8 protein-coding genes and 1 tRNA gene are annotated in these 13,973 nt (G+C 46.0%); 4 read left to right on the forward strand and 5 right to left on the reverse strand.

Features of this window, described 5'->3' with window-relative positions:
• A partial coding sequence (locus tag IQ270_RS07360; protein ID WP_193972590.1) for a serine/threonine-protein kinase occupies positions 1-1,212 on the reverse strand: 1,212 nt, incomplete at its 3' end.
• 393 nt (positions 1,213-1,605) lie between these two features.
• On the reverse strand, positions 1,606-2,064 hold the full coding sequence (locus IQ270_RS07365; RefSeq protein WP_193972591.1) for a GatB/YqeY domain-containing protein: 459 nt from the start codon (positions 2,062-2,064) through the stop codon (positions 1,606-1,608).
• A 486-nt stretch (positions 2,065-2,550) separates the two neighbouring features.
• Between IQ270_RS07365 and IQ270_RS07370 the strand changes: the two genes are divergently transcribed.
• Both IQ270_RS07370 and IQ270_RS07375 read left to right on the forward strand, forming a co-directional pair.
• Complete coding sequence (locus IQ270_RS07370) at positions 2,551-3,543, forward strand: ribose-phosphate pyrophosphokinase (protein ID WP_193972592.1); 993 nt, start codon at positions 2,551-2,553, stop codon at positions 3,541-3,543.
• A 582-nt stretch (positions 3,544-4,125) separates the two neighbouring features.
• The gene (locus IQ270_RS07375; RefSeq protein WP_193972593.1) at positions 4,126-5,433 is read left to right on the forward strand and encodes a DUF3747 domain-containing protein; all 1,308 of its coding nucleotides are present in this window, start codon (positions 4,126-4,128) and stop codon (positions 5,431-5,433) included.
• On the opposite strand, the gene IQ270_RS07380 is transcribed toward IQ270_RS07375, so the two are convergent.
• The 3 genes from IQ270_RS07380 to IQ270_RS07390 form a co-directional block, all read right to left on the reverse strand.
• Positions 5,341-6,276, reverse strand: a complete 936-nt coding sequence (locus IQ270_RS07380; RefSeq protein WP_193972594.1) for a hypothetical protein — start codon at positions 6,274-6,276, stop codon at positions 5,341-5,343. The genes IQ270_RS07375 and IQ270_RS07380 overlap by 93 nt on opposite strands.
• A complete protein-coding gene (locus IQ270_RS07385) occupies positions 6,254-10,558 on the reverse strand; it encodes an AAA domain-containing protein (RefSeq protein ID WP_193972595.1) in 4,305 nt (1,434 codons plus the stop codon). The genes IQ270_RS07380 and IQ270_RS07385 overlap by 23 nt, the downstream gene beginning before the upstream one ends.
• A 347-nt stretch (positions 10,559-10,905) precedes the next feature.
• Positions 10,906-10,978 (reverse strand) — tRNA-His (locus IQ270_RS07390).
• Positions 10,979-11,465: 487 nt separating this feature from the next.
• On the opposite strand from IQ270_RS07390, the gene IQ270_RS07395 reads away from it, so the two are divergent.
• On the forward strand, positions 11,466-13,001 hold the full coding sequence (locus IQ270_RS07395) for a serine/threonine-protein kinase (RefSeq protein WP_193972596.1): 1,536 nt from the start codon (positions 11,466-11,468) through the stop codon (positions 12,999-13,001).
• Between the two features lie 193 nt (positions 13,002-13,194).
• Positions 13,195-13,878 (forward strand): manganese catalase family protein, encoded by a 684-nt coding sequence (locus IQ270_RS07400; protein ID WP_193972597.1) that lies wholly within the window; start codon positions 13,195-13,197, stop codon positions 13,876-13,878.
• Positions 13,879-13,973 lie beyond the last annotated feature (95 nt).

Genomic DNA, 13,973 nt, shown 5'->3' on the forward strand with positions numbered 1-13,973 from the left:
CGGTTCTAGGGTTGGGGTTGGTAACGGTAGTGGGTTTGGTATCGGAGTTAGTGTCGGCGTCGGGCTGATGACTTGTGGTGGCGTCGGAGTCGGTTTGGGTGTCGGTTTGTTGAGAAATGAGCCTACTAATGCCCAGGAACCGAAGCCCGTCAAGATTACTAAGCCTGTTAGCAATCCGATCGCAGCGATGGGATTTTCCCAAAAAGAGTCGCCAGCCGGCTCAATTAGCGGGTCGATCCGGTTTGGCGGCTGGGGACTTCCGGCGAGGGGTTCGGGTTCGGGCGATCGACCCACGGCTACTGTTGCTATTAACGAAGGGTTTGTCGGCACTACTGCTGGTGCCGGCGGTACAGTTGGCTGGTTGGACTGAGGATTCGTTAGGCCGTCGAGTGCTTTGGCGACTTCGCTGACAGATTGATATCGATCGCCCGGAGAGCGATTTAACATTCGATTTAGTACCGCCGCCAAGCCCGGGCTCGCCTGGGCTTGTTGCTGCCAATTCCACTGCAGCGTTCTTTGATCCAGCAATTCCTGCGGTTCTTTGCCCGTCAGCAGCACGATCGTCGTTACAGCTAGAGCGTAGAGGTCGCTGCTGGCAGTTGCCCGCCCGCTTTGCAACTGTTCCATCGGCGCGTAGCCGATTTTACCGACAGTTGTTGCGTGGGGTGTTCCTTCGGGAGACTGGACTTTGGTAGCGAGTTCTTTCACCACTCCAAAGTCAATCAGCACCGGCAACTTGTCATTTTCGCGGCGGATGATATTTTCAGGGGAGATGTCGCGGTGGATGATGCCACGGGCGTGGATGTGAGCCAGTACCGGCAGTATTTGTCGGATAAATACCAAGACTTCGGCTTCACTGAAGGTGCGGCCTGTGGAAGTGCGATCGAGCAACAGTTCGCGGTAAGTCATCCCTTCCACGTAATCCTGCACCAAAAACAAACGTTGATTTTCTTCAAATATTGCCCGAAACTGCGGAATTTGCGGGTGTGCAATTTGGTAAAGTATTGCCGCCTCTCTTTGAAACAATTCTTTCGATTTTTCCAAAACGTAAGGCCCGCTTTGCACAGGAATCAATTCCTTTAGGGCGCAGCGTTCTTTAAACCGCCCCTCGTCTTCTACTAAATAAGTGCGGCCAAATCCCCCTTGACCTAAAATACTCACCAAGCGGTAACGGTTTTGTAGGACAGTTCCAATAGCAATAGGTGGCTGCATAAGTTTAAGTAGAAATTGTTAAAAAATAGGCGAGCGCTCACAGACCTAATAATGCTAGGTATATAATGCTCTTGAGCATACTTCACTGTCTGTAGTTCCCAGTCCCGACCAAAGTTAGCATTTTACATTTTTTTACGCAAATTTGATAAATCAGTTTTTTTTGCAAATTTTAATGAGGGGCGATTCATGCTCGGGATAGCTTCGCTTAACGCAGCGGGGATAACCCCCTACATTCTTCTTTCTGACTGCTGACTGCTGAACTAAGGATCGAAAACTTAATAACTTAAACACCTCTTACAGTCCTCTCTCTTGTAAGTTGCCTTCCTCGAAGGAGGCAGAGCCTCCATATCTGCATTACCAGGCAGAGCCTGGTAACGAGCAAAGGACTAAGGACTAAGGACTAAGCTTTGCTTTCACCATGTCTTGAATTCTGTTACCGTCTGCTTTGCCCTTAAGCTGCTGCATTGCCTTGCCCATCACCTTGCCCATCTCTTTTGCCGAAGTAGCGCCCACCGAGGCAATTACTTCGTCAACGACTTGACTCACCTCTTCGTCTGACATTTGCGGCGGCAAATACTCTTCAACAATTGCCAACTCCGCCTCTTCTTGTGCCGCTAAATCTTCGCGGCCTCCTTTGCGGTATTGTTCGATCGAATCCCGGCGCTGTTTGGCTATTTGCATCAAAATTTCCAATTCTTGAGCTTCTGTCAGCGTCTCTTGTCCGGAGGGACGCAGGCTGACTTCTTTTTCGAGAATAAATTTCTTGATGCCCCGAACTGTTTCCAAGCGAACTTTGTCCTTGGACTTCATGGCTGCTTTGATTTCTGCGTCAATCCGTTCTCTTAAGCTCATCGATTTCTACCTTGCTTTGCCCAATATCAACAATCAGGAGTATGCTTCCGATTCTTAACTTTTTTTACGGTATTTTTCAAGTTTATTGTCTGCCGATCGCCTTTTTATCGCCTTGAACCCGGATGCCTTCGGCCTTTGACCGAATTTTGGGCTGCTGCACTCCATGGAGTCAGAGTCCAAAATTGGCTGTCGCCAGAGTTTTTAGACGCAGGGGGCGTGCGATCGTACTTCTGTCCGTACAGAACTTGCTAAAAACCCGGTTTCTGGGACATAAGACTTCTTGCAAAAATAGTTAGGACGGGCTCGGAAAATTTGATTAAAAAGACTGAGGCAATCTTGTCTATACTTCTGCAACTCTTATTCAGTTCGCCGGCACTCAACCGGGCCGATCGGCCCGAAACTTAAATCTATCAAAATAGTGACTGAATATTTCGAGTTCCCGATGGTAAGATAGCGGTGGAATAAACGTCCTGCAAGAGGCCTGCTGTGATCCGTTCTGCTACTTTACCGCTTCCGCTTCCCGAGCCGCAGATTTCTGCCCACGACCGTCTGCGACTGTTTTCCGGTTCTGCTAATATCCCCCTCGCCCAAGAAGTGGCTCGCTATCTGGGGATCGATTTGGGGCCGATGGTTCGCAAGCGGTTCGCGGATGGGGAACTCTACGTTCAAATTCAAGAATCGATTCGGGGTTGCGATGTTTACTTGATTCAGCCAACTTGCTGTCCGGTGAACGATCGCCTCATGGAATTATTAATCATGATTGATGCTTGTCGCCGCGCTTCTGCAAGACAAGTTACTGCCGTCATTCCCTACTACGGCTATGCTAGGGCAGACCGCAAAACGGCCGGCAGAGAATCGATTACTGCAAAATTAGTGGCTAATTTGATTACTGAAGCAGGGGCTGGTCGCATTTTGGCGATGGATTTACACTCGGCTCAGATTCAAGGTTATTTTGACATTCCTTTCGATCATGTTTACGGTTCGCCCGTGCTTTTGGATTATCTGGCGAGCAAGCAATTGACAGATATTGTTGTGGTTTCGCCGGATGTTGGCGGAGTCGCTAGGGCCAGAGCTTTTGCCAAAAAGCTTGGCGATGCTCCCCTGGCAATTATTGACAAGCGCCGTCAAGCTCACAACGTCGCAGAAGTGATGAACTTGATCGGTGATGTCGATGGCAAAACTGCTGTGTTGGTGGACGACATGATCGATACTGCGGGTACGATTTCTGAGGGTGCCAGATTGTTGCGCCGCGAGGGTGCGAGACAGGTTTATGCTTGCGCTACTCATGCGGTGTTTTCGCATCCGGCGATCGAGCGTTTGTCTGGCGGAGTCTTGGAAGAGGTAATTGTTACGAATACAATTCCTGTACCAGAAGAACACCGTTTCCCGCAGTTGACTGTGCTTTCGGTGGCGAATTTGCTGGGCGAAACTATTTGGCGGATTCACGAAGATAGTTCTGTTAGCAGTATGTTCCGCTAGACAGAAAAGGCTCTTTTTGAATGTTTGTTTGAGGGTGCGTCAACCAAGTGTTACGCACTGTTTTTTAGAGAACCCATTTGATATCTATTCTGCGTAAATCTCAGAAACTGGGTTTCTCTCTATATTTCTCGTCACCCAACCCAAAAACTCAAAGATGTCAAATGGGTTGTATAGTAGCTCCACCTCGCATTTGCCTGAAAAAAAAAGACTTTGATACTATTTTTTTTTATGAGATATCCCCCTAAATCTTCCTTAAAAAAGGGGGCGCAGGAGGAATCGGGCTTAACTGTTCACTTCTGGGGAAAGTTCAACCTACATAGATTTGTTGAGTTTTAGCCTTAACCCAACGGTATTGTGCTATAGTTGATAACTATCAATAACCTGTATGCGATCGCTTCACCAATAGCTTTCAGGCGTTGCAGACCGCTTAAACAAACCCGCTGCGGGTAAAAAATCTAAGTTCGATCGCAATTAGCACGATCGGAACAAGAGATGGTAAAATTCTATCTTGTTGTTTGAAGACCGCGACCTTTTTAAATTTAAATATGTCCGGTCAAAACAAGGGGTAAATAGGGAAAAACCATGAAAAATTCACTGGTACGAACAGCAGCCGCACTGGCAGGTTCAGCAATTTTAACACTTCTGGCGATCGCTCCAGCAAAAGCATTTACTTTTGACGAAACCGAAATTAACCAAGAGCGAGTAGTTGCGATCGCCCAACCCCGCCCCTTCGGCGGCTACCAATTGCTAATTGTAGAGCAGGTAACAGACAGACGGCAATGCTGGAGCGAAAACGGCTCCAATCCCGTCAGAGTCGATCCCTTATTAGTTAATTTTGATTTCACCGGCATTTGTGGCCGCGCCACAGACAGCAACGGCTTTTCTATTCGCATGGGCGGCACCGATTTAGCATTAAAATATAGCCTGAGTCTGGAAAAAATTGACGGCAATATTCTACTAATGGGAACTCCCTTCGATCCCAACGCTAAACCGATAATTATCGGTCGCACAAACGGCGATGTTAACGGATTTATGAAAATCACTCTCGATCCGGGCTGGCGATTTAGTAAAAGAGCTTATCAAGGCAAAGTATTGGGTCATTTTTATTTCACAACCAGTCAAACCGCGCCGGGAGAAACTGGAAATAACGGCGGAAATAACGGCGGAAATAACGGCGGCAATACTGGCGGCAATACTGGCGGCAATACTGGCGGCAATACATTCACAGATATTGCAACCGATATCTACGCTTCCGAAATTAAAGAAGCTGTGGCGCTGGGATTTGTAGCGGGTTTTGCTCAAGACAACACTTTTCGACCGCAAATAGCTGTTACCAGAGAGCAATTGGTATCTTTAGTATTGGAATCGTTGAAAGGAATACAAGGTGCTAATATCACATTTCCTAGCATTGTTTCTACCCGTCCCTACAGCGATGTTGATAGCTCGCGCTGGAGTGCAGGAAAAATTCTATTTGCACGAGACAATAAGATCGTCAGCGGTTACACAGATGGAACTTTTAAACCTACGCAGCCTGTGACTCGCGCTGAATTGATGGCGGTGCTGCGAAGAGCGGCGGAATTTGGTTTGTTGGCCAGGGGAATGCAGCCAAATTTATTGGCGAAAGAGCCGCCTAAAACTTTTTCAGACATTCAGAATCATTGGGCTGCTGCGATTATCAATCAAATGTCGGGTTATTGTGGTGTGGCTTCCTCTGTTAACGAAATTGGCAATCGTTTTACTCCCGATGATTCTGCTAATAATACGGTGTTCGGTAAATTACCGAAAATCATACCAATTTTATTGCTTCTGCTTTTTTCCGGCTTCCTTCTGCTTTCTCCCTGCTGCTGTAGGTGGCTTTTTGGGAGTTTTTTTAACTGCGATTGTTTCTGACTCTGGCTGTGCGATTTGTTCGGTTAATTTGCACAAGTTATTTAAGGAAAGTTTTTGCTGGGATGCGAGTTCGTTGAGGAACTTTGAGGCTGTTTCTAATATTTGTTTTCCCTGTCGGACTTGAATAGTCGTTCGATCTTCGATCGCATCTAATAACATAAAAACTGATACTGTTTGCCAAATATCTAAATCGTCGCCAACTACATCGCATTTTGTGACTGTTTTGCCGTTTTCTGGGACATGAATTCCTAAACCGGATGCTTGGATTAAGGGCTGGATTTCTGCTAGGCTTAAATCCGCAAGGTCGGTAATTTTAAAGTCCAGCGATCCAAAATCTACTAAATCTGGTAAGTTGACAGATGCTGCGGGTAGAGGATCGAAGTTGAATGTAAGAGTTTGATTTAAAGGATCGGAAATCGCGTAAATTGATTGAATGTGCGATCGGCTAACCATACCTTTTTCGCAAAAATCTTGACCTGAAGGGGCGATCCTCTTCGAGGGCTTCGCTAACGCAATTTTACCATTATCCGCCACCTCCAAAACCTCCAAACCAACCAAATTCGCCGCCGCAGTCTTCACAAAAACCAGATCCAACCCCAGCAAATCCGCCAATTCCTGCAAAGTTGGCGCCGGCTCGAACTCAACACCAGCCCGCAAAATAAACTCCTCCAACACATTAAACTCGCGCGGTTCGCTAACCGTCACCTCCAGCGGAGTTTGGCGGATAGCAAAGCTCAATTGACGCGCCCCCAACACCGACAAACTCGGATTTTGTTGCTCAATTTGTGCGGCTAGCGAAGTTAAATTCGAGTCAATTGGTTTAGTTGAGGACACTAGAAACATCTACAAAACCTCCGCAGTGACGCACCGTTTTTGAAACTTCCTGATACATTTTTCCCACCGTACCTGTTTGTTGGGTAAATAAATCGTGACAGCCGACAACTACCAGCAATTCTTGAGCGCGAGAAAATGCCACGTTGACCCGTTCTGGTTCCTTAGCAAATCCAATATCGCCCCTAATATTATTGCACACCGTGCTGACAATAATCACAGGTCTTTCCATGCCTTGAAATATGTCAACCGTACCAGTGCGAATGCTCAAAGAAGGAAATTTTTCGGCTTCTATTCTGTCTTTAATTGCGTTCAATTGTGCGCCGTAAAAAGTAATGATTCCGATTTCCTTCGGCGGTTCACCCTCTAATATTTTAGGCCGCCAAGCGGTTTCCATCTGTTCGCACAAAAGCTCGATCGCATCAATCTCCTTGACATTCAGCCTCGAAGTACCCTGTTTTTCCTCCTCAAACCCTTGTCCCACTGGCGTTTTTACCCACAGGATATGATTGTTTTTTTGAATGATTTTACCTTCTAGATTGTGAGCGCGTCTCGTGTCGGCTTCCTGAATGCCGCAGTTGAGTTTTTGCTGGTAAAACTGATTGATTGCGCCCATGATTTGCGGGTGCATTCGGTATTGAGTTGTCAGCATTTTCTTGATGCCGTCGCTGGCACTTTCAAACAATACTTTAAACAGCGATTCTTTGATAAAGCTAAGTTCGTCTCCAGTACAACCGATATCTTCGGCGATATCGTCGATCGTACTTCGATCGAACATCGGCGGCAACTGCCTGTGATCGCCCACCAATACTAATTTTCTGCCTTTCAAAGCCGGAATTAATAACTCTGGCGGAGTGCATTTACTAACTTCGTCAACTATGACTGCATCAAAGCTGGGAAAGTTTTTGCTAAAATCAAAACTCGCAGCTTGCACGCAGGTAATGCCGATGACGTTGGCATTGTCAATATAAATTTGTTTTAAATCGCTGCGGTCTTTTTCCGATGGATTGCGGAGTTTTGCAATCCAATCTTTTACTAAGTTTTGGGAACGGTTTAGGGCGATTTCTTCTCGTTCTAATTCCCGCTGCCAATTAGTAAAGAGACGCTTAATTTTGCGTAAAAATTCCACAGCAAACAATCCGGTAGTTGGAACTTCTGGTTTGTATTTTTCCGGGATAGTTTGCCATTCTGACTCCCACCAATTTCTCTCAACAATTAACTCTGCTGTTGGTTGCTGTTGTTGCAGTTGAGCGGTAATTTCGCTCAATTCTGTTTGGAGTTGTGCGAGTTGCTGCTCCAAACTTGCGGCGGCGATTTGCAGGGGGGATAAATGCTCGTCAATACAACTTTTGATATTCTCCAAAACTCCGAAAGGATCTAAGTCAGCAATAGATTTTTCAAGCTGAATTGCGCTGATTTTCCCAGCCTCAACTTGCTTGACAAAATGCTGCGGATTCTCCCAAATATTGGATTTTTGGGCGAGATATTGTTCGGCTAAAATTTGCAACTTTTCCGGTAGGTTTGGCTGGGCGACAATTGCTTGCAACAAATTAGTAACTTCGCTAATTTTTAAGTTCGCCTCTTGCTGCGCTGTTTCTACCTGAATTTGGACGGCGGATATTTGCTGCTGATTTAAGGTTTGACCGATTTTATCTAATAACTGTTGCTGTTTGATCAGTTGTTGTTCGGTTTCGGTTTTGAGGGGAAGTATGCACTGGCGGGCGTTGGCGAGGATGCTGTGCAGCAATTCTTTGACTAGACGATCGCAAGTTGCCTGAATTTGATTTGGCTGCAAGGATTCACTGTAAAATTGTTGAATTGATCCTAAGAAAGTGACAGCTTTTTCGATGATAAATTTGCGCTGACTCGGGCTGACTTGGTTGTAGCTGGCGAACTCTTTGGCTAGTTGCTGCCACTGCGCCCGATCGCCCGCAACGAGCACGAGCGGCGTTTGATTCAAATTTAGGTGCAAAAACTCGCTAAACCGGAATTGCTGCCCCTGTATGTCCTTAAAACCGCCATTGGCTTCGTGGGATATCGCCTTTTGCAACCTTTCCAAATCGGGCAAATTTACTTTGCATTTGGGCGGCACGATCGGCAATTTGAGCGATCGAGCAATTTTCAACAGCCCTGGGGGTAATTCTACCATTTCATCAGTCAGCATCGCGCCGGTTTCGCAGCAAGATTTCACAACTGTATCAAGTGTTGCATCTGCTGTCTCAATCCACTCTGCAACGCTGACGACAACGGCGGCAATTTCGGCTTTTCGCAGTTCCAAATTCTTAATTTTCTGTTCGAGATTGTGGCGATGCGTCTGATTTTGCAGATCGCCCAACTGTAGCTGATTCACCGCATCCGACAACTGCCGCGACACCCGCAAAGACTCCGCAACCGCTGACATAGCCTGACAAACCTCCTCAGCGCGATCGAAAGCAGTCTTAAATTCCAATATTTGCGCTGCTACAGTTTCCCGCAACCAAACCGCAATTCCAAACGCGCCGCACATAGGGCGATCCCAGCCAATTTGAATAGCGTGATTGACGCAAATCCGCACATTTGCCATAAAATTTTCTACTAAAACATTACCTTCAGAATAAGGTTTGAGTTTCGGCATAAACTCGGCAACTTCCGAAGATTCCCACTCAACTTCCGGCGCAGCCAGGAGATTATTTAGCCCAGCAAAAACTGATTCAGCTTCGCTTTTTTCCGTTACTTTTTTTTGATAATCGGCTGTAACTTCGCTCAACTTTTCCTCAAGATTTGCCCGGGTTTCGTGCAGATGTTTGAGTTGCTTGAAAAAAGCTTGTTCGGCGACAAAGTAGGCAGCAAATCGCTGCGATTGAGCCAGCAACTGTCGCAAAGATGTGACATTAATCTGGCGCTGCAAGAGCTTTTGTTCGCAATCAGCCGCCGTATTTTGCAGCCAAGTGCCGATCGCATTTTCCTCCAAAAAAGGCTGGCCCTCTTCCTGCACCTTATGAGCTTTTCCTTTCCGCAAAGCCCGAATCGCCGGATTGTGAACCAACCGACTCAAAGCATTATCAACCGCCAAATTTGCTTGCGAAGCAATCAGCGTTTTCCCGCCCTGACGAGCAATCTGATAGCAAATCTCCGCAATCACCGTCGTTTTTCCTGTTCCCGGCGGGCCTTGAATCAAAATCAAATCCCGCGCCGAAAGCACCATTTCTACGGCGGCGAACTGGTCATCATTTGCATTGCGATTCAACAAATCTTTGCGATCCAACTTAATCAATTTATCGGGAATTCTCGCCTGGGAAGAGTCGAATAAAAAATCGCTCAAATAGGGATTTTGAGCGCGCCCGTCAGTCAGCATTTTTAAAGCTTTTTTCTTGCGTTCTATCTGGCTGATATCGCCCGCAGCCTCAAAATACAAAAAGCCTTGTTTGGGTAGTTGATATCTGTCGCCCGCCAAGCGAATTGCTAAATCAAAATCTATCTCAATTCGCAATTTACCGAGATCGAAGTCAATTTCAGCGATCCTTCCCAAAGTCTCCCCATCGCGCGAACTTCTGCTTCCGGGCGGCGAATCAAACAAGATAATTTCTTCATTTTTGGCTTTTTTCAGTCTGTCGCGAAAGTCGCCCAATTCTAAGGGATTTTCCTCGTAGCCGTCAAGAGTTGCCGAATTGCGATCGATTTCAAAAGTGACGGTTTTGAAGTTTGAACCGTAATTGTGAACTCTGAAAACTACGCAAAATTGACGCGCTTCGGCGATGCGTTTTTCAACATTTAAGAAAGTGTGCCAAACTTTTAATTGTTCGGTAGTCGGTATGTGTCTGTCGTCCCAAAACGGTATTTGTTGGACGCGGGCGATCGACTTTGCAGGAATTGGCGAGCGACTTTTAGGCAAAAGTCGCAACTGAACCGGCAAAACATAGCCATCTTTTCTGCCTCTGGGAAGCGCCACCAAACCAGCATCCAGCAGTTTTAGGCCGCCGATTCCGTCTTCAGTGCGTACAGTTGCTAACAATCGCAAAGTGCGATCGGTTTTTTGCAACAATTGAGGTAATTCAAAATTATCTCCATCCGTAGCAAGAATCAACTCCCAGATTTCTTCTTCAGAAAATCTTTCATTTACCTTTTGGCGGCGCACGTAGAAAAGACTGTGAGATTCGCCAGCTATCTCCGAGATCAGAAGTTGGGCACGATCTCTGCATTCCCAATCGCAATATTTCGCTAAAGCAGCTTCTCCTTCTATATCCCGAATAAACTTATTAATTGTGCGATCGCCACTAAACTTATATCCCCAATCTTCTGCTACTAAAGATCGCATATTTTGATTTCTGATTTTTGATTGGAGATTTTAGATTAGCACATCGCAACTTGTGCCGACACATTGGTGTCAACAACGAGCCTGAAACCCGTGATAAATCTCGCTTTTCGCTTAGTCTCGATCCCCCTCGCATCCCCCTTAATAAGGGGGACTTTGATGACGCTCTTGTCCCCCCCTTATTAAGGGGGCTAGGGGGGATCGAGCCTAATCGTCAAAGAGCAGACCGGCACTACTTTTAACGTTAAGCGGACACAAATGATGCCGACACAACCGCTAAATCCCAAAAAAGATTCAAGCGTGCAGCGCACACCCTACAGCGATCTCATCAAAAAGTCTAGAATCAAAAGGGCGAATGATGGGAATTGAACCCACGAATGGTGGTACCACAAACCACTGCCTTAACCACTTGGCTACACTCGCCATAACTTTTGTAAGTATAGCACTGTATTTCAGCAAATGTCTAGAGGTAAAGCCAAAAAAATTTGATTTTTTTTTTCAGAGTCCCCGAACCGGACAGATATACTGTGCCTCAAATCCCAGGCACAGCAAGAGTTTAGCACAATTTTCCGTTTCGGCGATCCTCTGCGAGGGCTCCGCCAACGGCAAATATCCCCCGCCCCAGCAGCGTCCCGATTCGACCCAGCACATTAAAATAGACACACATCTCGGACTGCATCATATCGTTTCTGGTTGCATCGGAATCATAAAATCTAGTCAACAGTCAACACTCAACCATTCAGTTTTTCGACGCGCCCGTAAACAGTCAACAGTCATGTATGAGTGCAACCGGAATTGATATCACTTGTCAACCCTCCCTCTCTTCCCTCTTCCTTTGCGCCCTTTGCGTCTTCGCGGTTCGTTAAAAAAAGTCTTCTAGGCAATCTAAAATCTCAAATCCAAAATCAATATGACTTACTGTCTCAATCCAGAATGTCAAAATCCCGAAAACCCCAGCACCGCAGAACTGTGCTTGAACTGCGGCTCAAACCTGTTGCTAAGACAGCGATATCGCCCGATTCAACTATTAGGTAGAGGTGGATTTGGCAAAACTTTCTTAGCAATTGATGAAGACATCCCATCCCAACCCCGCTGTGCAGTCAAGCAATTTCATTTTTACGATCCAGACCCAGAAAATATCAAAAAAGCCATTGAATTATTTCACCTAGAAGCAGTGCGTTTAGACGATTTAAAACATTCGCAAATTCCCAAATTGTTAGCTTTTTTTGAGCAAAAAAAGCATATTTATTTAGTTCAAGAATTTATAGAAGGGAGGAATCTCAAACAAGAATTATCGGAAGGTGTATACAATGAAAATAAAATTTGGCAACTGCTGCAAGACTTATTGCCCGTGCTCCAATTTATCCACAACAAACGTGTTATTCACCGCGACATCAAACCAGAAAATATTATCCGCCGCCAGTCGGACAACAAATTCGTATTGATCGATTTCGGGATTGCCAAACTGCTGACTGATTCAGCTTTACTGCGTTCGGCAACGCTCATCGGCAGTAAAGATTACGTAGCTCCCGAACAAATGCGCGGCAAAGTATTTCCTGCTAGCGACCTTTACAGTTTAGGTGTTACTTGCATTCGCCTGATGACGCAAGTTCCCCCTTTGGATATGTACGACTGCCACAGCGAGTGCTGGTGGTGGCGCGACTTTCTCCCAAAAGGCACGATTATCAGCAGCAAATTAGGTCAAGTTTTAGATAGATTGCTGCAAACTCATCTCAGTCAGCGGTACCCTTTGGCTGAGGAAGTTTTGGCAGATATCAATGCAGCTTTAGATAGTCGCCAGCCAAATTTTGTTGCGATCGAAAAGCCGATCGCTCCGACTCTCAATAATCCCGATAATTCGTCTAATTTCAACGCCTCACCAACTCCTGATGTTCCGATTTCTCCGACAAATCCTGCTTTTTGTTTGACAAACAATTCTGCTGCAAGTTCTTCCTTATCTGTTACTTCAAATCTCGAACCGACAATCATTTCTGCGGTGGGAGTTGATTATACCAAACTGCGGGATTTTTTGTCAAACAAAAAGTGGAAAGAAGCCGATCGCGAAACTTGGACAGTGATGTGTGAGTCTCTCTCGCTGGAACCGGAAACTCAGCTAGAAATCAGCCAAATTTACCAGCTAGCTTGCCCGGATTTGCAAACAGTCGATCGACTTTGGCTGTACTACAGTCAAGCTCGGTTTGGCTTCAGCGTCCAAAAGCAGATTTACGAAAGCGTCAAGGGAGATTATATCAGATTTTGCGATCGGGTAAACTGGCCTACATACAACTCTGCTACTGCTTCACGACAAATTAAATTTACTCGTCAAGCACCAATCGGACACCTTCCCTCTCGCAGTTGGGTTGGCGGTCTTCGGTGGCTGCGGCACCTCGATGCCCTGTCAGCAAAATTAAGCGAGTGCGACAATAATGCTGCTGCTAAATTGTAATTTTCGGTCTGATAAGTAATTAAAAATTTTAATTTAAACTCTACCTGAAAGCAGAGAAATTTGTCCCGCTATCTGTATCTAGCGACCGAGGTTCAGCGCGATCGCTTATCGCACAATAGGTTCAGAAGGCGAACACAGAATAAGTCGGCAATCACACGACTTTAACAACAGAAGTATACAGAGGTACCGATCCATGTTTTTTCACAAAAAACAATTAATGTCTGCGGTGACAGTAGACGAAGCCAACCCCCGCTTTGCTCAATTGCTCCTCGAACAGTTTGGCGGAGCAACCGGAGAACTGACAGCAGCTTTGCAATACTGGGTGCAGTCTTTTCACTGTGAAAATGCAGAGATCAAAGATATGCTCCAAGATATTGCGATCGAAGAATTCAGCCACTTAGAAATGGTTGGCAAACTGATCGAAGCTCATACCAAAAACGTTGACCAAACAGAAGCTTACAAAAGCACTTTGTTTGCTATCAGAGGTGTAGGCCCGCACTTGTTGGACAGCCAAGGTCAAGCTTGGAGTGCTGCTTATATCAACGAAGGCGGCGATGTCGTGCGCGATTTGCGCGCCAACATTGCTGCGGAAGCAGGAGCTCGCCAAACTTACGAAGAATTGATTAAATTAGCGCCGGATGCAGGAACCAAAAAGACGCTGCACTTTCTGCTGACTCGCGAAATTTCTCACACTCAGATGTTTATGAATGCTCTGCAAGCTATGGGCAAACTTACCGATCCGATGTTCGGAAATATTAAGCCAGATTCAACAGTAGATTTGTTCTTTAACTTGTCTAGCGATGGCAAAGACGGAGCCACTGCTTTGAACTCTGAACCTACTTTCAAGTATATCGCAGATCCCGCTCCCCAAGGTTAATTGCAAGATTGAGCAACTTAATATCCCCGATTTCTTAGAGAAGTCGGGGATATCGGCATTATGTTTTTTTAGGAGTTTCGGCTCCCAGATGTTAG

The organism is Microcoleus sp. LEGE 07076 (assembly GCF_015207455.1).
Lineage (GTDB): Bacteria > Cyanobacteriota > Cyanobacteriia > Cyanobacteriales > Microcoleaceae > Microcoleus.

Coding starts and splice junctions, on each gene's coding strand:
- IQ270_RS07365 (WP_193972591.1), bottom strand. CDS start 2,064: ATGAGCTTAAGAGAACGGATTGACGCAGAAATCAAAGCAGCCATGAAG.
- IQ270_RS07400 (WP_193972597.1), top strand. CDS start 13,195: ATGTTTTTTCACAAAAAACAATTAATGTCTGCGGTGACAGTAGACGAA.
- IQ270_RS07375 (WP_193972593.1), top strand. CDS start 4,126: ATGAAAAATTCACTGGTACGAACAGCAGCCGCACTGGCAGGTTCAGCA.
- IQ270_RS07380 (WP_193972594.1), bottom strand. CDS start 6,276: ATGTTTCTAGTGTCCTCAACTAAACCAATTGACTCGAATTTAACTTCG.
- IQ270_RS07385 (WP_193972595.1), bottom strand. CDS start 10,558: ATGCGATCTTTAGTAGCAGAAGATTGGGGATATAAGTTTAGTGGCGAT.
- IQ270_RS07395 (WP_193972596.1), top strand. CDS start 11,466: ATGACTTACTGTCTCAATCCAGAATGTCAAAATCCCGAAAACCCCAGC.